Raw genomic sequence first — 19,678 nt, forward strand, 5'->3', positions numbered from 1 at the left:
TACAAACGGATGTTTGACTTGGTACACTAAAAGCAGTATTATGACTAGTTGTTGAAAGTTGTTAACTTTTAAAGAGTGACCCTACTAATGAGGCCATTATATCAATTTATTCAAGAGAAACAAACAGTAATTTGAAATTAATGTGAAACCAAAATAGATATAAAAATTTTAGAGGTGTACAAATGAAGAACGCGATACAGCTGTTCCTGATGGATTTAAAGAAAATTATCAAGCACCCGTCCGTTTTAGTGATTTTAGGCGGAATAGCCATATTGCCGTCCTTTTACGCATGGTTCAACTTAGATGCGACTTGGGATCCTTACGGTAATACCAAAAATATTAAAATCGCAGTCGTCAATGAAGATAAAGGCGATAAAGTCCGAGGCAAACAAATCAATGTCGGGGACACTATTGTCGATAACTTGAAAAAAGATGACCACTTTGACTGGGAGTTTGTCAGTCGGAAAAAAGCAGACCATGATTTGAAAATGGGTAAATATTACGCCGCCATGTACATACCAGACAAGTTTACACATGAAATTACTGGCACACTGAGAAAAGACCCGCAACAAGCGAACGTTGAATACAAAGTGAACCAGAAATTAAACGCGATTGCGCCGAAAATGACAGATGCGGGAACGAGTGCAATTGTTCAAAAAGCGAATGAACAGTTTAATGAAACAGTGACAAAAGCATTGTTAGATGAAGCCAATCGTTTGGGTGTGAAACTTGAGGAAGAAATACCAACGATTAATAAAATTCAAAAAGCAGTGAAGACTGCGAATGATTCAGTACCGAAAATTAATGAGTTCGCGAAAAAGATTCTGTATCTTGACCAAAACCAAGATCAATTAGATGAATACGCAGATAAATTCCGAGGTTTAAATCAATATAAAGGAGATATCTTAGACGCGCAGGATAAATTAAACGCAGTGAATTCAGCCATTCCAGCATTGAATGAACGTGCAAAGTTAATCTTAGCGTTAAATGAATATTTACCGAATATAGAGCGTGCCTTAGATGTCGCTTCAAATGATGTACCGCAAGCTTTCCCACGTATTAATCGTGGTGTAGACATCGCAAGTAATGGTGTCACAGCTGGCAAACAAGGTTTAAATGAAGCACAAGGTTACTTATCAGCGGTAAAACAACGTGTAGGCAGTTACCAACAAGTGATTGATAACGCACAAGAAGTCGATCAAAATGTGCAAAATGAATTAAACCGTAGAGCACAAACTGCACCACAAAGTACAACAAATAATGGACGTTTCTCTGGCATACGTACTTCACAAATGAGTACTAATGGTGAGAATTCAAATAACACGGATACGATTAATCCAAATGATGCGAATGCGATGGAGTCTTCATTATCAAAAGCACTCTTATCACTTTCTCAACAAACAGAACAACAATCAGAAGCGAGCCAACAAGATTTAGCAGCGCTAGAAGAAGTAACTTATGGTATTTTAGCGTCTGACAAACCTCAAGAATTTGAAAGTACGTTAGATAACTTGATTGAACGTCTGCAAGTGACAAGCAAGACCAACCAACAACTGATTGATATCTTGTCTGAACTAGAAAATCGTGAACATGTTGACTTATCTAAAGAAATTCAAACACTAGAAGCAGCAAATAACAGAGTCAATCATGTGATTAAGCTCCAAAATCAATTGAGAGATGCCTTGAAACAAGGTAGTTCTGGTAAAGCTGAAGCAGTAAAATTATTAAAAGAAATTCCGAATGTTAATGATGCATTAAGTGATTTAAGAAACTATATTAAATCAGACTTGAATCAACGCTTAATCAATGTGTCACAAGACATTATGTCTGTCTTGAATACAGGAGAGGCAAAACTTTCTACCGTTCAATCTAAGCTGAATACGATTCAACAAGTGATTGATGAAGGCCAATCTATTTTAGATGTTGCAGGTGATCGTATTGAGACAATCCAAAGTGTCTTACCGCAATTAGAACAACGTTACTTAAATGCGGTAGCGACTGCACAACGTTATTATCCGCAGTTTAAACAAGGTGTGGAACGTGCTGCATCATTCGTGAGAAATGACTTGCCTGGTCTAGAACAACAACTTGCGGACACTACCGCAACTGTTAATGCGAATCTGCCGACACTGTTTGATCGTTATGACCGTATTGTGCAATTGTTAAATGAAAATCAACCACAAGCGAAAGAAGATTTGCATAAGTTAGCTGAATTTATCAGAAACGACTTGCCGGATCTTGAGAAAGATTTAGCGAAAGCTAATAAGCTCTTTGATGAAGTGGAAGATGATGACGCAGTAGATAAGTTAGTGGATTTACTGAAAAATGACTTGAAGAAACAAGCAGATGTCATTGCGAATCCGATTAAGATTCATGAAAAAGATATCTTCCCAGTCAAAGACTACGGTTCAGCAAGTACACCATTCTACACAGCATTGTCTATTTGGGTTGGTGCGTTATTGATGGTGAGCTTATTGACGACAGATAATAAGCATGTTGCGGACTTGCCGGGTATTACTACTAGAGAAACTTACTTAGGAAAACTTGGTCTGTTTTATATTATCGGTATTCTTCAATCGTTAATTGTCTCTATTGGAGATATTGTGATTTTGAAAGCCCAAGTTGAACATGTGGCGTGGTTTATCGGGTTATCTGTGATTATTTCACTCGTCTTTGTGACGATTGTTTATACACTGGTATCATTACTTGGAAACCCTGGTAAAGCCTTAGCGATTATCTTGTTAGTCCTACAAATCGCAGGTGGGGGCGGTACGTTCCCAATTGAAGTTACACCGCATTTCTTCCAAGCGATTCATCCATACTTGCCGTTTGCGTATGCGATTGATGTGATGAGAGAAGCGGTCGGTGGCTTTGTGCCTGAAATTTTAACCAAAAAACTAGTGATTCTTCTGATCTTCGGCATCGCATTCTTTATTATCGGTATTATCTTTAAACCAATCACAGATCCGATTATGAGAAAAGTGTCAGAAAAAGCAGAAGAAAGTGATGTCTTAGAATAAGATAAAACAACATACACACGGTAAATAGGAGACTTGAAGTCAGCTTTGATTTCAGGTCTCTTTTTATACTTTTGTTTATCTTAAAGAACGCAACACTTTATATCAATTAACAAATTATTTACTTAAAATTAATTTGAGATATTCAATTGGTTGTGGGTATAATGACCCTAACAAATAAAGGGGAGGCATACGATGGAGAATCAATCGAATCAAATTATTGAAAGCTATAAACAATTTTGGATTCGCTTTTTAGATGTGAATGGACGTTCAGATCGAGCGGATTATTGGCATCCATTTTGGATTAACTTTTTAATTTCAACTGTGTTAGGGGCACTTTCAGGAGGTTTATTAAGCAGTATCTTTGGCATTGCGATTATAATCCCATCTTTCACTGTGATGGTTAGACGTTTACATGATACAAACCGTACAATGTTATTTGCGATTATTTCATATATCAGCGGTTTTATCGCTTCAGTTGGAACACTTGTTTTCTTCTTTGGCGTTGTCTTGGCAGCGAATGCGAGCGAAGGTTGGGTACTAGGTGCCACAGCATTCGCAGGTGTCTTCGGTATTGTGGTTGCTGGTTTAGTTACACTTTATATTATCTACTTATTGGTACTGCCAGGGGACAAAGCACCGAATAATTACGGTGATGGCGGCAGTAGTAAAGCTGTTTCAAATAATCCATTAGCACAAGATGCAGAAGTTGAATAACAAACGATTAATTTGAATATATTTATTGAACAAAAACTAAGAAGCTCTGAAGGATATCAGTAATTAGATTTCCTTCAGAGCTTCTATCTATTTTCAATCAAGTGTTATTTAAACTAGTTGTGTTTTAAGATTATGATTAATGGCGTAAATCAATAACCATACGGCCGTTGATTTTACCTTCTTCCATTTCTTTGAAGATATCTTGAACATCTTCCATTGGACGTAATTGTGTTTTTGGCACGACTAGACCTTCAGCACCAAATTGGAAAGCTTCTTTTAAGTCTTCACGTGTACCTACTAGTGAACCTACAACACGAATACCGTCTAATACCAAACGTGGAATTGATAAGTCCATAGATTCTGTTGGTAAGCCGACTGCGACTACAGTACCGCCAGCACGTACAGATTCAACAGCTGCGTTGAAGGCTTGTTTAGCAACCGCTGTAACAACTGCCGCATGTGCACCGTCTACATGTTCTTGAATGTATTTTGCGACATCCACTTCTTTAGGGTTTAAAGTAACATCTGCATCGTATTGTTTCGCAAATTCAAGTTGACTGTCATTGATATCGACTGCGATAACTTTCGCATTAAATACTTTTTTGGCATATTGCAAAGCTAAGTTTCCAAGTCCACCTAAACCGAATAAGACAAGCCATTCACCAGCACGTACGCCTGATTCTTTAATCGCTTTGTATGTTGTGACACCTGCACATGTGATACTGCTGGCAGCTTCTGATGATAAACCATCTGGAACTTTAACAGAATAGTCTGCAGTAACGATACATTCTTGTGCCATACCGCCATCTACAGAATAACCAGCGTTTTTAACTTCACGACATAGTGTTTCACGACCTGTAGTACAATATTCACAGTGGCCGCATCCTTCAAAGAACCATGCCACACTTGCACGATCTCCTACTTTTAAGCTTGTAACACCTTCAGCGACTTCTTTTACAATACCGATACCTTCATGACCTAAAATAGTGCCAGTTACATCGCCAAAATCAGCATGGGCAACATGTAAGTCTGTATGACAGACACCACAACATTCCATGTCTAATAATGCTTCGCCGTATTTCAAAGGGCGTAATGTTCTCTCAGTAACTTGGGGTTGATGATCTTTACCTACTACAATTGCTTTCATTTAGAAAACCTCCTTACTTAATCAATACTATTATATTAATATTGAGAGCAATAAGGTTATCGTAAATAAGGCTAATTTAGTAACTTTTATATAAGTATTTAAGCGTTAAAGATAGTGCTCTGAGACATATCTACTAAGCATGTTAGCCATAATATTTGAAGATCTCAGTAATATTAAATGTAAGGCATCATCTAAGCTGATAATATCTCCTTCTCTAATGTCGTTGAGGTTATCTTCAGCCATGTCTTCAGCCTTAACAGTTAAATTTTTATTTAAATCCAGTGGATAATCTAAAGCGGTCAACAACGTCAATAGCTTAGTTAGGCTTGCGGGGGTATTGCGCGCATTACCGTTTTTAGAAATAAGAATTTCTGGTTTGAAACGTGTGAATAAATAAGGATTACATGATGGGTATTTTAAAACTGTATAAGCTGTTGTATCTACACCATCTAGAGAACCTTTATTTAAAAGATAATCAATAAGTAACTTAGCTTGATGGAATCGATTTCCTCTCGCTTTAAGCAAAGTTACGATATAGACAGTCTCACCATCATAGATTAAAAGACATAGGTTTTTTATAAAGCCCACAGTTCCAGTTTTGCCGCCTAAAATATCGTAATATTGATTCAGTTTTTCATTATCTACTCTTGTTGTGAGATCCATACGTCTTGCATTAGGACCCTTAACCCAGAATGAATAATGCTTCTTCTTCCAAATTCTCACAATATCCACATTCGCACTCGCATGTAGTGTTAACAATGACAGATCATAACTCGTTGATAGTTGATACTTTTCCGTTAAACCCGTAGGATTTTTAAACATAGAACGAGACATACCAATACTAGCTGCTTTTTCATTCATCTTCTCAACAAACATTTGAATTGTCTTTGGCTTTTCCACACTGATGCTCCTTTGTTGTAATTATCAATATATTACTATTGTATATCAATCAAAGGAGAATTAGTTGTGTATATAAAAGCTGTAGAAAATTTGTTACAAGTGATACTTAGTCAAAACAAGGACAGGCGTAAGTTAAATGATATTATGATTTTAAGGTCTTATCTTTGTAGATTGCATAACGTCTTACTAATTCAATTGTCATCATCCATACTACATGACCAAATAATTCAGATAGATGTTCGTCAAATGGTTGATCCCAAGGTGCTGGAACAGTTTGAATAACAGGCATAATCAATAAATGGAAAGCTACCCATATAAAGACGCCGAATAGAGCACCATAACCTGCATAAACAATTGGATGTTTTTTAGCTAAATAAATATAAATTATTGCAATCACAATAGAGAAACTATAGTGAACGATAAAGCTGACCCACGGTAACATTTGTTCTGAAAATTGATAGGTTTGGTGTGTAAAATCTTGCGAAAATCCAAATTGCTGCAATAACTGTTGGGGTGGGTTAGTAGCATTTCTTTCTGGAGTACGAGGTGGAAACATGACTTCCCAACCTAATTTGACAATTCCTGATAATAATCCTGCAATGACCGCAGTGTAGATAAATTGAAATGTAGAACTTGTTTTTTCTTGATGCATAAAATTCTCCTCCTTAACAATAATCTTATATTAGCATGGTAAGGTTGTGTATAATATAACAAATTCAAGAAAGTTGAAGCTCAATTAGCAAGATAAGAAATTGTGTTTAATATAAAAGATAGGAATTTTTATTAAAGTACCTTAAACTAAATATAATAAATAGGAGGTGGTTTCTATGATTGAAAGACAAATTAAATTAATACAACTTTTTATTAATAATGCAGAACAGTATCTTACGTCTGACGATACAGCCACTTTCTTGAATGTATCGAATCGCACCACGAGAAATGATATTAAAGCAGTGAATACAAACTTTATGAAAGATTTAATAGTGAGTGTAAAACCAAGAGGTTATCAAATCAACACTGAGCAATATACTATTAAAGAAGTTGAAAAACGACTCGAAGAATATACTGATAAAGACCATAAAATACTAGTAACTTTAGGTTATCAACTATTGATGAATGATACTCAATTAACATTACATCAATTAGAAAAAACGTATCATCTGACTAAGAAAGAAATACTTGATTATATTGGACGTATTCATGCCTGGTGTGAAAAGTTTGATGTAGCTATCAATGTTAAGCCCCGCAAAGGTATAGAAGTAGTAGGAAGTCAGACTAACCTAAACAATGCCACACTTCATTTAAATCAGCTTTCTACGCGTAATCATCGTGTAGAGTCACTTATATTAGACGAGTTGCCTAGAGCGCATGTAGATACAATCACACAAATTATAAAACGTAATCTCAATGACTTTGACATTAAAACTTCAGATATTCAAGTTGAACAGTTATTGATTCATTTGATTTTAATTATGAAGAGAAGCTTTACAGAGAATATCAACGGGGGGTTAAATGAAGAAGCATTATTAATTTCAAATAAGATTATTGAAGAAATAAACCTTAAGTTAGGCTACACTTTAAATTTACAAGTGACTAAACTGTTCTCATTTTTTATTAGCTATCACTTTAATAAGTTTGACTTAGGCGTGCAACAACTATTTATAGAAAGCTATATTAACCGAATGATTGAACGTATGGAAGAAAGAGTAGGCATACACTTTACGCAAGACCAAGTGCTAAAAGAGAACCTCTATTCCCATTTTGGACGACATATTTAAGAATTATGAAAGAGGTTTACCTTAACAATCCACTGACTAAAGAAATTAAAGCACTATATCCGTTCATTTTTAACGTACTTTATGATATTGGGCAACAAATGACAGAAGAAGCGGGTGTAGAATTAACTGAGGATGAGATTGCCTTTCTGACAATACATTTTCAATCTTCAATTGATCGTAATGAACAATATCATTTAAATGTGGTGATTGCCTGTTATTATGGAATTGGTATCTCTCAATTACTTGCTACAAAAGTTTCGAAGTTAAGTGATCATATTAAAGTTAAAGATACGATTAGATTGGAAGATATCGATCATTATGATTTCACAGGAATTGATATGCTAATCACAACTCATGATATTATTATTGATCAACTTACAGAAGATGTAGAGTTACTTCAGGTGTCACCGCTTTTAAGCGATGATGATAAGCATCAATTAGAAACATTTATGGCCAAAAAGTTAAAACCAGCTATGAAGTCAGATGAGTTTTCAGGTGTGAACTTTATAGTTGAAACAGAAAGTGAAAAAGCATTTAATACTGCTTCTATATTTGAAAAAGCACAAGACATACTGAGTAATAATCATGCTGTATTAGAAGGGTATATCGAAAGTGCTTTAGAACGTGAGAGAATGTCTTCAACCTATATAGGAAATCAAGTTGCTATACCGCATGGCAACCCTGAGAAAGTATTAAAGTCTCATGTCATTGTTTTTAAAAGCACTAAAGGTTTCTATTGGAAAGAGCACCAAGTTAAATTAGCTTTCTTCTTAGCAACGACTAAACAAGATATTCAACTTACAAAACGTATAATTCAAACTATCGCACAACTGGATGAAAAAGCTATAGATGAGCTTATATATCTTGAAGCACAACCATTTAAAACTAAACTAATGAAAATGATTAAAGGATAATTGCCACTAGTAACGGTAATTATCTTTTTTTATGTCTTGGTGTTAGCGCTTACACTTTAACTAAGGAGCGTGACTCACATGAAAATATTAGCGATTACGTCTTGTCCGAATGGTATCGCTCACACATATATGGCTCAAGAAAAATTAGAGCAAGCAGCTAAAGAGATGGGTGTAGATATCAAAGTTGAGACACAAGGCGGCGTAGGTGCAGAAAATGTATTAACAGCAAAAGAAATTAAAGAAGCAGACGGTATTATTATTGCGGCAGATAGACAAGTAGACTTATCACGTTTTAACGGTAAACGTTTAATTAACGAAAATGTCAGAGAAGGTATACATCATCCAAAAGAATTAATACAACGTATTATCGATAAAGATGCACGTATTTATCATCATGAAGGTGCTTCAGAAGATGACAGTTATGAAGAAGAAGAGAAGAAGAGCGGCGTACAAATGATTTACCAACACTTGATGAATGGTGTGTCCTTTATGGTGCCTTTCATCGTCGTTGGTGGATTATTGATTGCCATTGCCTTAACGCTTGGCGGTGAACCTTCAGCTAAAGGTTTAGTCATTCCAGATGATTCATTTTGGAAATCTATAGAGAAAATCGGAGCATTGTCATTTAGCTTTATGGTACCAATACTAGCAGGTTATATCGCTTATAGTATTGCTGATAAGCCAGGGCTCGTACCAGGTATGATTGGCGGTGCTATTGCAGCAGACGGAAGTTTCTATGGCAGTGAAGCTGGTGCAGGATTCCTAGGCGGTATCGTTGCTGGTTTTATCGCTGGTTATGTTGCGAAATGGATTAAAAACGTTAAAGTGCCTAAAGCTATGGCACCAATTATGCCGATTATCATTATTCCAATTTTAGCTTCATTAGTAGTTGGATTAATATTTGTCTTTGTTATTGGTGCGCCAATTTCAGGCGTATTTACAGCATTAACTGGTTGGTTAAAAGGTATGCAAGGCGCGAACATTGTTGTTCTCGCACTCATTATTGGTGCCATGATTGCATTTGATATGGGTGGTCCAGTCAACAAAGTAGCATTCTTATTCGGTTCAGCATTAATTGCTGAAGGTAACTATGCAGTAATGGGTATGGTAGCGGTTGCGGTATGTACGTCTCCAATAGGTTTAGGGTTAGCGACATTTATTCAAAAACGTAAATTTAATAACTCAGAACAAGAGATGGGTAAAGCGTCATTCACAATGGGGCTATTCGGTATTACTGAAGGCGCGATTCCATTCGCTGCACAAGATCCGCTTCGTATCATTCCAGCAAATATGATTGGGGCTATGGTGGCAGCAGCTATCGCAGCTTTAGGTGGCGTAGGAGACAGAGTAGCTCACGGCGGTCCTATTGTTGCAGTATTGGGTGGCATTGAGCACGTGTTGTGGTTCTTCATTGCAGTTATTGTCGGTAGTTTAATCACTACAGCAACAGTTTTATTATTCAAGAAAAATGCACCGACTGCTGTACTTGAAGGAGAAGGTGTAACAACAGAACTTTCTGATAAACAAGATCCGCAAACAAATATAACTCAAACACAAACAGAACCGGTATACGCAGACACAAATACAAACGAAACACAAGAAACAAAAGAAGGTACTGTTTTCCATAAAAGCCTAATCGAATTAACTAACAGTGAAATGAAACGCGATGATGTAATCGATCGACTTATCACAGAACTAAAAAACCAAAACTATGTTGAAGACTTTGCTCAAGTAAAATCCTCTGTATTAAAACGTGAATCTGAATCTACGACAGCTATCGGTATGAACGTAGCCATCCCACATGCGAAATCAGATGCAGTCAAACAACCTGTAGTTGCAGTATTACAAAATAAAAACGGTATTGAGTGGGAAAGTTTAGATGGCTCATTACCTAAGATCGTGTTCTTAATTGTCGTACCTAACAACAGTAATGATACACATCTAAAATTATTACAACGATTATCTAAGACTCTTATGGACGATGAAACACGTGAAAAATTAATCACTGCAGAAGACAAAGAGACAATTTACGACATACTAAAAGCAATATAAAGGATGATAACGTATGGTATTATTTCTAAAACCAGTATTTCAAGAACGTATTTGGGGAGGCACAGCATTAAAACAATTTAATTACGACATTCCAAATGATTTAACAGGTGAATGTTGGGCGATTTCAGCCCTGCCACACGGCTCAAATGTGATTGAGAATGGTGAGCATCAAGGTAAAACGTTAGAACAAGTGTGGAATGAAGATAGAGCATTGTTTGGAAATGACCAAAAAGACGAGTTTCCACTTTTAACAAAAATTTTAGATGCGAATGATAAATTATCTGTTCAAGTTCATCCAGATGATGCATACGCGAAAGCACATGAAGGCGGCTATGGTAAGACTGAGTGCTGGTATATTTTAGACGCTAAAGAAGATGCAGAAATTATATATGGTGTTAATGTAGATAATCAAGAAGATTTAGAGCGTATGATAGATAATAAAGAATTCGAAGGTTTATTCCATAAAGAAAAAGTAAAACCTGGTGATTTCTATTATGTACCAGCAGGTACTGTTCATGCGATTGGCGCAGGGATACTAATTTTAGAAACACAACAATCATCGGATACAACGTATCGTATTTATGACTATGACCGTAAAGATAAGCATGGTAATACACGTGAATTACATCTTGAACAAAGTAAGGCAGTCATCGATGTAAACCAAACAAATCCAAATACAAAACCAATTCACGAAACACGCGATGGGCAAGCATTTACACAATTTGTATCAAATGAATTCTTCACTGTAGAGAAATGGGATATTCAGGGTGAATTGATTTTCAAAAAGCCGTATGAGTATTGTTTGATCTCTGTGATTGAAGGAAGCGGAGAAGTAATTGTAGATGGCCAATCAAACACTATAGACAAAGGTACACATTTTGTCATAACTTCAGAAGATTTAGATATCACATTCAAAGGTGATATGAGTATTATAGTAAGTCATTCATAAATATTTGTATGAACTAATGAAGAGTTGAGACAGTTTTGGCTGTTTTAGCTCTTTTTTTACTTTGCGAGAAAAAATATTACATTTAAAAATTATAAAGTAATTTATAGATAAAGGTGGTATAATATCCAAGGGTAAAGAACCTAGCATGAAATAGATAGAAGCATGTGAAGCCGCCTCGAGCCTTAAATGGAGTTATCGGGGGAGGTGATAGTATGGATATTACACCAATAGAAATTCATTTGAATTTTGAAAATGTATGTTCCGTTGTTTTAGTGCCTTTTTTACTAAAAGGAGCTATCAATAAGATGGAAAAAATAACTTCTGTACTAACGGACAATTAAGTCAGAAGTTAACTAACCATTTAGATTCGTTAGAGTTTCACAAGATCCATTGTGAGCCTTTATTAAAGGCTAAGTAAGTTCCAGCTTGTTTAGCTCTTTATATTGTATTTATATAATGTAACAATTATACAATAAAAGTAAATAAAAATATAAAATAATTATTACATATTGATATGAGCGTCGGCTTGAACATATGGTTAAAATAGCTTCGAAGTGGTAAAACTCAATGCGTTAAGTTTCTTTATTGAATCTTAAGTTGATAAAATTGGGATGTAACATTTTTGGAATACTGAATAATTTTTTGTTTGTGAAGGTAAGAGAGATGGAGGAATGGAAATGAGCAAAAAATTTATTAACGCATCAATCTATAAACATGATGATGCCTCTGAAATCTTAGTAGAGAACGGCAAGTTTGTGGCGTTCGGCAATGATTTAGGCGATGCGGATGAAGTCATCGATTTACAAGGGCGTTTAGTTCTACCACCTTATGTAGATTCACACTTGCATTTAGATTACTACTTTACAGGACAAGATCCTAAAATCAAAAACGAATCAGGTACGCTATTTGAAGCGATTGATTTATGGAATGATTATAAAAAAGGTACGACAAAAGAAGAAATGAAAGAACGTATGCGTAAAGCAGTCAATGATGTCGCAAGTTACGGAACACAATATATCCGTGCACAAACAGACTGTACAGACCCTAACTTAACAGGGATTAAAGCGGCAATTGAAGTCAGAGACGAATTGAAAGACAATATCACGATTCAAGTGGTCGCATTCCCACAAAATGGTATGTATTCATTCGAAGAAGACGGTAAAACAGGCCGCGACTTAGTAGAAGAAGCATTGAAACTAGGTGCTGACTGTGTCGGAGGTATTCCACATAACGAATGGAGTCCTGAAGACGGTGCAGAATCAGTGAAAGAAATCGTACGTCTTGCGATTAAATATGACAAATTGATTGATGTACACTGTGATGAAACAGATGATGCAGAAGCACGTTATCTTGAACAATTGAACGCAGAAGCAATGAAACAAGGCTATGGCCCTTATACGACAGCTTCTCACACTTGTTCATTCGGTTCAGCAGATGATGCGTATGCATTCCGTATGATGGGCTTATTCCGTCAATCTGGCTTGAACTTTGTTTCATGCCCAACAGAGAACTTATTCTTACAAGGACGCCAAGATACGTATCCTAAACGCCGTGGTTTAACACGCGTAAAAGAATTTGTAGATAACGATATTAACGTCGCATTTGGTCAAGACTCTATCGTAGACCTATGGTATCCAGCAGGTTCAGGTAACTTGATGAATATCTTAGATAATGGTCTGCATGCGACACAATTAATGCGTGAACAAGACTTCCCACGCAACTTTGATTTAATCACTTACAACGGTGCACAATTAATGCGCATTGAAGATGAATACGGTTTAGATGAAGGCAAACCTGCTAACTTTATCGTAGTAGATGCGCCAACAGTATTTGAAGCACAAAGACGTCGCTCAGACTGCCTAGCGTCTGTACGTCATGGTGAATACTTGTTCAAGAAAGCATTACCTAAATATGAAACAGAACTAGATGTTACACGTAAAACAAAATAAAAATAGATTCGAAAAAATGAGCGGAACCTGTGAGATTCTGCTCATTTTTACATATAGAATGATTATTTACGTCGTTTCATAATAATATAGATGATTGCAGTCAGTAATATGACGCCGCCTATCATGACAAGCGCACCTAAAATCAAAGTACCCCAGTGCGTTACTGGCTCAACTTCAACAGAAGGTGCATGATAACCTTTAAGGAATTTTCTAGGATAGTCTACTTTTAATTGTTCATCTTCAATAATTTTCAAGTCATATTTAGCTTTGTCTTTAGGCACCAGATCATATAAATCTTTTTTTACTTCATACGTCTTACCATCAATTTCATGTTCACCTTTAGAGATAACTTTACGGTATTCATAGTTTTTGAAAGCTTCTTCCGTTAAAGCATTCGCAAGCTTTTGGCGTGCATGTTTCGCAGCTTCATTAGGATAAGGTTGTACATTCATAACAACTGTGTTGATACGTAGTTCTTTTTGTTTGGCTGTTAATACTAAATTGTAGCCATTTTCACTCGTACCTGTTTTTAGACCGTCAGCATTTACAATTTTTAATGCATCTGGACCATGCGGTAACGATAAGTTTGTATTTTTTAGTGTTTTACCATACTGTTTGTCGGTTTCTAACTTTGAGTAATTGAGTACCTCAGGATACTGTTTCAAGATTGCTTGAGAAAGTATTGCCATGTCTTGTGCTGTACTTTGAGAAGTTGTTTCACTTTTATAAGCTTTTGGGATAAATTGATGAATCAATTGGTTATTCGCACCACTTGGATTAGTAAAATGTGTATGATGCATCCCTAATTGTTTCGCTTTGTGGTTCATGCGGTCTGTGAATTTAGAAATATCACCATCCACATGGTGTGCAAGTACTAATGTCGCAGCGTTACTAGACTCTAACATGGCTTGTTTCAACAATTGGTCTACAGTATAGGTTTGTTTATTTTTTAAAGGAAATGTCGTCAAATTCGGGAGTTGAGACATTTGTTCATAAGTTGGTGTGATTTTAACTTTATCTGACAGGTGAGCGTTACCTTGTTTGATGTCTTCTAATATTAAGTATATGGTCATCAACTTTGCGGTAGAAGCAGGGTCGATGTTACGTGTGCCGTGATAATCATACAAAATTTGTCCCTGTTCGGTAGTCACATAGGCACTTTTAGGATCAAACTGTTTTTGAATCGTTTGATGGTTTTCTTTCGCAACGTCTATTGGCGTCCGTTCAGCGTGAGCGGTAGGTGCAATCAGTATATTCATTAAGAACATAACTGACACAATGATGCTTATAACTCTTTTCACAATGTATGGCCATCCTTTTATAAGATAATATACTCTTACGTTACTATAAGAGAATACTGTATTCAACAAGATTTAAATAAGATTTATTAATAAAGCATAAACTTAATAAAACTACACTTCAAACTCTTTTATAAACAAGTCAAGAAGTGTAGTTAATATGATGATTAGTCTAAAGTATAGAATGGATTATCTGAAACATTCGGACCGCCTTTTAAAATCGCACGGTTTAATTCAATGACTTCACCATTATGGTTTAACGTAAATTCACCTTTAATAATAATTTGGTTATCTTTGCCGATTGAGATTTCTGTGTGTTCGTGATGTTCATTTGGTTTACCGTCTTTACGATGATATTCCAACGCACCGCTTGGACAACGTTCTACGACTTCTGCGATTTGATCAGCTGTCGCATTCGCAGGGTCAATCCAAGGGCGTTTCTTTGTATCAAAAACTTGTGGTAATCCTTTCACACATTCAGCTGCATGGATACAACGCACAGGTTCAAAAGAGACATCAATTGTTTCACTAGTATAAGTCTTTCTCATTTTATCACTCCTCATATTATGCCAAATACTTAAGTTCAATATAGCACACAAATAAGTTGTTTAAAATTAATATAATATGTTATACTATTGAGAATCATAATCAGTATTGTAAGATAAGTTAATATTCTTGCTTTTAAGAGGTGCACAAGGTAATATCAAATTAATAAAAAGAGGGAAGTGATCTCAATGACAGAAGTAAAACACGGACACAATAAATTTTATGTGGGCCAAGACGAAAATAACTATCAAGCACAGATGACATATGTCCCAACAGGTCCAGACTTATTTATTATTGATCATACAGAAGTATCAGAAGCATTACGCGGCCAACGTGTAGGCTATGCGATGGTAGAAGCAGCAGTCAATTATGCAAGAGAAAATAATATGAAAATCGTCCCATTATGTCCATTTGCGAAAAGTGTCTTTGATAAAACACCAGAATATGCGGACGTATTAAATAACTAATACATTCTATACACACGACTTATGATAACAAGCAGACTTCTTCTTTAGAGAGGTCTGTTTTTTTTGTCTTAATCATTGAATATAAAAAAATGAAAGCGTCGACATTTTGAGTAAACCAGTTTATGATATGGATGAGAATGATAAATGGGTTTACTAATTTATGTAAAGGACTGAACAACAATGAACAACAACTTAGTATTTAATACCTTAGTATTTCAAGCAAAAATTAACAGTGGTTTGAAGCAAGTTGAACTTTTTGATGATATTGTATCTTTAGGTTTCAACAAAATTGAACCTAGAAGAGAGTACTTCATAGACATCGACAAAGAAATTCCTGAGATGCGTAAAGCAGCGGAAAGTAAAAACATTACGTTATTTTATAGCGTGCCCGATTATATATTTTTAGATGACGGTGAATTAAACCCTAAAATTTTCGAATATTTTGAAGAAGCTAAACGTCTTAATGTGGCTAACGTAAAGATGTCAATTGGAAATTATCGACATTTTAGTCAATTAAAACAACTGAATTTTATTAATGATCAACCATTTAACTTTACGGTTGAAAATGATCAAACACAACAGTCAGGAACGATCAATAAGATTAATCAATTCTTACAAGATGCTAAAAAAGCTAAATTAAATATAGGTTATACATTTGATTTGGGTAATTTCCGATATGTTCAAGAAAGTGAAGTTGATGCGGCTGACACATTAGGATTATATGTTACTTATATTCACTTGAAAAATCTAGCAGAACAAGACAGTAACTTTATCGTTGTATCCTTAGATAAAGGTATTATTGATTGGAAATCAGTAGTTGAAAAACTACCAACAGGGCTACCAATAGGTCTTGAATATCCTTCAAGCGATGTTAATGAAGTATTAAGAGACAAGCAGTCAATTGATGTGTTAGAAAATGAAAGAAAGTAGCGATAGTTGCTGAAAAGTTTGCTTATGCAAGTATGAGCTCATCACAATCGCATTCTTTACATGCGAAACATCAGTGATATTTCAAAAAACAAATAAAAGCTGAGACAAAGTATGCTTTAATACATGTCTCAGCTTTTCATTTATTTATTATAGCTTTTCAATATGTCCTTGAATGACGCTCGCATGTCCTGTGTGTGCAGTGCCTTCTTTACGTTCAATATCTCTTTTTTCTAGACTATGGATTTTAACAGGAAGGTCTTCAAGATAACCTTTGATTTCATCTACTTCATAAAGCATGGCTTTGTTTGGTGGGCCACCTGTTTTATTTTCGAGTTGTTCTGTTGAATAAAGTTCAAAGTAACTATGACCTTCTGATTTTAAAGGTTTGATTAAGTTATTGAACATCCCGCGTTTACCTTCTGGAGGAACATGTCCGAAGATATTCACGCTATAATCATAGGCATTTTCTGCAGTTAAATCAGACGCAGTGATATCACCATAGTTCGCATCGACTGTAACACCTGCTTCTTCCGCAAGTTTTAATTCTTTCTCAATGCCGACTTTAGATAAATCATACGTTGTGACATCGTAGCCTAATGTCGCAAGATAAACTGCGTTACGTCCTTCACCTTCAGCTAACATCAATACCTTCTTTGGTGTATCTACTTTTTCTGAAAAGACGCTTTTAACATATTGATTCGCTTCTTTACCATAAATATATGAGTCGGAATCAAATTTTTCATCCCAATGATTCATGGTGATGCCTCCTCTCTTTAACCTCAGTACTAGTCTAAAAAGTTTGAAGGAGTTAAGCAATTAAAACGAATTTAATAAATTATGAAAGGATTAGAGTTACAATGACTTACGAACTCTACAAACGAAATCAGAGATGATATGATGAAAGAGATAAAAAGGTGGCACATTTGCGTAAGCGAGTCTGTCAACGTAAGGGGATTAAGCACTCATGAAGAAAGTTTCAATTAAAGATGTCGCAAAAGAAGCAGGTGTATCCTTAACCACGGTTTCGCACATTTTAAATCATAAACAAGAACGCTTTTCGCAAGCGACAATTGATAAAGTGTTAACAGCTAAAGATAAATTAGGTTATATTCCAAATAAAAATGCCCAACAATTAAGAGGACATACGATTAAATTAATCGGGGTTTTAGTCCCCAGTTTAACGAACCCTTTCTTCTCAGCGATTATGCAGAGTATGGAACAACATAAGCCGGACTATGTGGATTTATTCTTCTTAAGTACTTCAGGTGACCATCTAGAACATAACATCAAGCATTTAGTTGAAAGAGGCATGGACGGTTTAGTCATTGCGCGATTAATCGATCAACCTGAAAGTATGAACAATTATTTAGAGAGACACAATGTTCCTTATGTCGTGTTAGACCAAAGTGAAGATAATGGATATACCGATATCATCCGAACAGATGAACAAACAGGCGGTGCTTTAGCGGCAGCACATCTTATTGATTTAAATCATCAACATATTGCCATTGTACAACCGTATGAAATGATGTCGAATATGCAGGCACGTGTGAAAGGTTTTGAAGATTATTGCGAATCCCATGATGTTCAAAAACCGTTGAAGATAGAAACAGAACTGTCACCTTCAGGCGGTAAACAAATCGTTGATCAAATCATCGACAGTCAAGTGACTGCGGTTTTTGCGATTAACGATGAAATGGCCATCGGGCTGATACGCGGCTTAAATGAACGTGGAAAAACTGTGCCTGAAGAAATTTCAGTCGTAGGTTATGACAACATCAGTTTCTCGCAATATATGACACCGGCATTAACGACAGTAGCCCAACCCATTGCGTTAATTGGGGAAACAGCACTGAGATTAATCGTGAAGAAAATTACGGAGACTGATCAAGGGGTTGAACGTATTGAATTGCCGAATGAACTCGTGGTCAGAGAAACAACACAACAATTAAATCAATAATCATTCATCAAAGACGGGACGCTTATCTCTTGATAAGTGTACTCGTTTTTTATTGTGTCGAAAATCTTAAATATATATGAAAACGTATACAAAATAAATGAAAAGTGCTAGTATGTGAGTAAGTAAAACGTTTTACTAAATCCACTTAGAAAAAAATAGAGGTGTTATTCATGAATCTAGTCGCTTTACTTATTGGTTTAGGTCCATTGCTTGGTTGGGGTTTATTCCCGACGATTGCGTCAAAGTTCGGAGGTAAACCGGTCCATCAAATTATCGGAACGACGGTAGGGACATTAATCTTTGCGTTAGTCTTTGCGGGATTGACAGCCCAACACTTCCCGACAGGTATGAACTTAATGTTTGCGTTGCTTTCTGGGGCAGGTTGGTGTTTCGGTCAAATTTTAACCTTCAAAGCCTTTGAACTTATCGGTTCTTCAAGAGCAATGCCAGTCACAACAGCTTTCCAATTGCTTGGTGCTTCATTATGGGGTGTCTTTGCGTTAGGTAACTGGCCAGGACTAAGCAATAAAATTATCGGTTTTGTGGCGTTAATTGTGATTTTAATCGGTGCACGTATGACAGTATGGAGTGAACATCCTGAGGAACAAAACAGCGGTAACTTAAAGAAAGCAGTGGTTATCTTGCTGATTGGTGAAATTGGATATTGGCTATATTCAGCTGCACCACAAGCGACAGATATCGGAGGAAAAGCAGCCTTCTTACCTCAAGCTATGGGTATGGTTCTCGTCGCAGTGATCTATGGTTTAACAATGATGAAGAAAGACAATCCATTTAAGAATAAGATTACATGGCTTCAAATCATTTCAGGTTTCTTCTTCGCATTTGCGGCGTTAACTTACTTAATTTCAGCACAACCAGATATGAATGGTCTTGCGACAGGCTTTATTTTATCTCAAACGTCAGTGGTTCTTGCGACGTTAACAGGTATTTATTTCTTAAATCAACGTAAGACGAAGAAAGAAATGTTGATTACGATGGTTGGTTTAGTGTTAATTTTAGCTGCCGCAACAGTCACAGTCTTTATTAAATAATT

General features: G+C 35.9%; 15 protein-coding genes and 3 pseudogenes. 12 read left to right on the forward strand and 6 right to left on the reverse strand.

Going from position 1 to position 19,678, the window contains the following annotated elements:
* The first annotated feature begins 182 nt into the window (after window positions 1-182).
* Both CD112_RS07630 and CD112_RS07635 read left to right on the forward strand, forming a co-directional pair.
* Window positions 183-3,020: a YhgE/Pip domain-containing protein gene (locus CD112_RS07630; protein ID WP_061055019.1), complete on the forward strand. Its 2,838-nt coding sequence runs from the start codon at window positions 183-185 to the stop codon at window positions 3,018-3,020.
* 192 nt (window positions 3,021-3,212) lie between these two features.
* Window positions 3,213-3,734 (forward strand): DUF805 domain-containing protein, encoded by a 522-nt coding sequence (locus CD112_RS07635; protein ID WP_023014846.1) that lies wholly within the window; start codon window positions 3,213-3,215, stop codon window positions 3,732-3,734.
* A gap of 136 nt (window positions 3,735-3,870) precedes the next feature.
* Here CD112_RS07635 and adhP read toward each other — a convergent pair whose 3' ends face one another.
* From adhP to CD112_RS07650, 3 genes are all read right to left on the reverse strand, one after another.
* Complete coding sequence (gene adhP / locus CD112_RS07640) at window positions 3,871-4,881, reverse strand: alcohol dehydrogenase AdhP (protein WP_002480248.1); 1,011 nt, start codon at window positions 4,879-4,881, stop codon at window positions 3,871-3,873.
* 105 nt (window positions 4,882-4,986) lie between these two features.
* Window positions 4,987-5,781: a D-alanyl-D-alanine carboxypeptidase family protein gene (locus CD112_RS07645; protein WP_103364105.1), complete on the reverse strand. Its 795-nt coding sequence runs from the start codon at window positions 5,779-5,781 to the stop codon at window positions 4,987-4,989.
* 142 nt (window positions 5,782-5,923) lie between these two features.
* A complete protein-coding gene (locus CD112_RS07650; protein ID WP_002480246.1) occupies window positions 5,924-6,433 on the reverse strand; it encodes a YagU family protein in 510 nt (169 codons plus the stop codon).
* Between the two features lie 175 nt (window positions 6,434-6,608).
* On the opposite strand from CD112_RS07650, the pseudogene CD112_RS07655 reads away from it, so the two are divergent.
* The 6 genes and pseudogenes from CD112_RS07655 (at window position 6,609) to CD112_RS07670 (ending at window position 13,423) form a co-directional block, all read left to right on the forward strand.
* Window positions 6,609-8,473, forward strand: a pseudogene (locus tag CD112_RS07655) (BglG family transcription antiterminator).
* 78 nt (window positions 8,474-8,551) lie between these two features.
* Window positions 8,552-9,944, forward strand: a pseudogene (locus CD112_RS07660) (PTS fructose transporter subunit IIC); the annotation flags it as partial.
* Window positions 9,945-10,090: 146 nt separating this feature from the next.
* Window positions 10,091-10,525 (forward strand): annotated as a pseudogene (locus tag CD112_RS14015) (fructose PTS transporter subunit IIA); the annotation flags it as partial.
* A gap of 13 nt (window positions 10,526-10,538) precedes the next feature.
* Window positions 10,539-11,474, forward strand: a complete 936-nt coding sequence (manA, locus tag CD112_RS07665; protein WP_061055021.1) for a mannose-6-phosphate isomerase, class I — start codon at window positions 10,539-10,541, stop codon at window positions 11,472-11,474.
* Window positions 11,475-11,686: 212 nt separating this feature from the next.
* Complete coding sequence (locus CD112_RS13795) at window positions 11,687-11,815, forward strand: hypothetical protein (protein ID WP_257790832.1); 129 nt, start codon at window positions 11,687-11,689, stop codon at window positions 11,813-11,815.
* Between the two features lie 336 nt (window positions 11,816-12,151).
* On the forward strand, window positions 12,152-13,423 hold the full coding sequence (locus CD112_RS07670; protein ID WP_023014842.1) for an amidohydrolase family protein: 1,272 nt from the start codon (window positions 12,152-12,154) through the stop codon (window positions 13,421-13,423).
* 62 nt (window positions 13,424-13,485) lie between these two features.
* Here CD112_RS07670 and pbp4 read toward each other — a convergent pair whose 3' ends face one another.
* Both pbp4 and CD112_RS07680 read right to left on the reverse strand, forming a co-directional pair.
* A complete protein-coding gene (gene pbp4, locus CD112_RS07675; RefSeq protein ID WP_061055022.1) occupies window positions 13,486-14,724 on the reverse strand; it encodes a penicillin-binding protein PBP4 in 1,239 nt (412 codons plus the stop codon).
* 164 nt (window positions 14,725-14,888) lie between these two features.
* Window positions 14,889-15,269, reverse strand: a complete 381-nt coding sequence (locus tag CD112_RS07680) for a (4Fe-4S)-binding protein (protein ID WP_103364107.1) — start codon at window positions 15,267-15,269, stop codon at window positions 14,889-14,891.
* Between the two features lie 186 nt (window positions 15,270-15,455).
* Between CD112_RS07680 and CD112_RS07685 the strand changes: the two genes are divergently transcribed.
* A complete protein-coding gene (locus tag CD112_RS07685; RefSeq protein ID WP_057510675.1) occupies window positions 15,456-15,734 on the forward strand; it encodes a GNAT family N-acetyltransferase in 279 nt (92 codons plus the stop codon).
* A 180-nt stretch (window positions 15,735-15,914) separates the two neighbouring features.
* Window positions 15,915-16,664, forward strand: coding sequence for a sugar phosphate isomerase/epimerase family protein (locus CD112_RS07690; protein ID WP_103364108.1), 750 nt, complete (start codon window positions 15,915-15,917; stop codon window positions 16,662-16,664).
* A 147-nt stretch (window positions 16,665-16,811) separates the two neighbouring features.
* Here the strand turns inward: CD112_RS07690 and CD112_RS07695 are convergent, their stop codons facing one another.
* Complete coding sequence (locus CD112_RS07695; RefSeq protein WP_061055025.1) at window positions 16,812-17,420, reverse strand: class I SAM-dependent methyltransferase; 609 nt, start codon at window positions 17,418-17,420, stop codon at window positions 16,812-16,814.
* 208 nt (window positions 17,421-17,628) lie between these two features.
* On the opposite strand from CD112_RS07695, the gene rbsR reads away from it, so the two are divergent.
* On the forward strand, window positions 17,629-18,624 hold the full coding sequence (rbsR, locus tag CD112_RS07700; RefSeq protein WP_061055026.1) for a ribose utilization transcriptional repressor RbsR: 996 nt from the start codon (window positions 17,629-17,631) through the stop codon (window positions 18,622-18,624).
* Window positions 18,625-18,794: 170 nt separating this feature from the next.
* Complete coding sequence (gene rbsU, locus CD112_RS07705; protein ID WP_002480233.1) at window positions 18,795-19,676, forward strand: ribose/proton symporter RbsU; 882 nt, start codon at window positions 18,795-18,797, stop codon at window positions 19,674-19,676.
* Window positions 19,677-19,678 lie beyond the last annotated feature (2 nt).

The organism is Staphylococcus simulans (assembly GCF_002902285.1).
GTDB lineage: Bacteria > Bacillota > Bacilli > Staphylococcales > Staphylococcaceae > Staphylococcus > Staphylococcus simulans.

Bases quoted from the DNA above. Each gene is read 5' to 3' on its own strand.
- CD112_RS07630 (WP_061055019.1), top strand. From the start codon at position 183: ATGAAGAACGCGATACAGCTGTTCCTGATGGATTTAAAGAAAATTATC.
- CD112_RS07635 (WP_023014846.1), top strand. From the start codon at position 3,213: ATGGAGAATCAATCGAATCAAATTATTGAAAGCTATAAACAATTTTGG.
- adhP (WP_002480248.1), bottom strand. From the start codon at position 4,881: ATGAAAGCAATTGTAGTAGGTAAAGATCATCAACCCCAAGTTACTGAG.
- CD112_RS07650 (WP_002480246.1), bottom strand. From the start codon at position 6,433: ATGCATCAAGAAAAAACAAGTTCTACATTTCAATTTATCTACACTGCG.
- manA (WP_061055021.1), top strand. From the start codon at position 10,539: ATGGTATTATTTCTAAAACCAGTATTTCAAGAACGTATTTGGGGAGGC.
- CD112_RS13795 (WP_257790832.1), top strand. From the start codon at position 11,687: ATGGATATTACACCAATAGAAATTCATTTGAATTTTGAAAATGTATGT.
- CD112_RS07670 (WP_023014842.1), top strand. From the start codon at position 12,152: ATGAGCAAAAAATTTATTAACGCATCAATCTATAAACATGATGATGCC.
- CD112_RS07680 (WP_103364107.1), bottom strand. From the start codon at position 15,269: ATGAGAAAGACTTATACTAGTGAAACAATTGATGTCTCTTTTGAACCT.
- CD112_RS07685 (WP_057510675.1), top strand. From the start codon at position 15,456: ATGACAGAAGTAAAACACGGACACAATAAATTTTATGTGGGCCAAGAC.
- CD112_RS07690 (WP_103364108.1), top strand. From the start codon at position 15,915: ATGAACAACAACTTAGTATTTAATACCTTAGTATTTCAAGCAAAAATT.
- CD112_RS07695 (WP_061055025.1), bottom strand. From the start codon at position 17,420: ATGAATCATTGGGATGAAAAATTTGATTCCGACTCATATATTTATGGT.
- rbsR (WP_061055026.1), top strand. From the start codon at position 17,629: ATGAAGAAAGTTTCAATTAAAGATGTCGCAAAAGAAGCAGGTGTATCC.
- rbsU (WP_002480233.1), top strand. From the start codon at position 18,795: ATGAATCTAGTCGCTTTACTTATTGGTTTAGGTCCATTGCTTGGTTGG.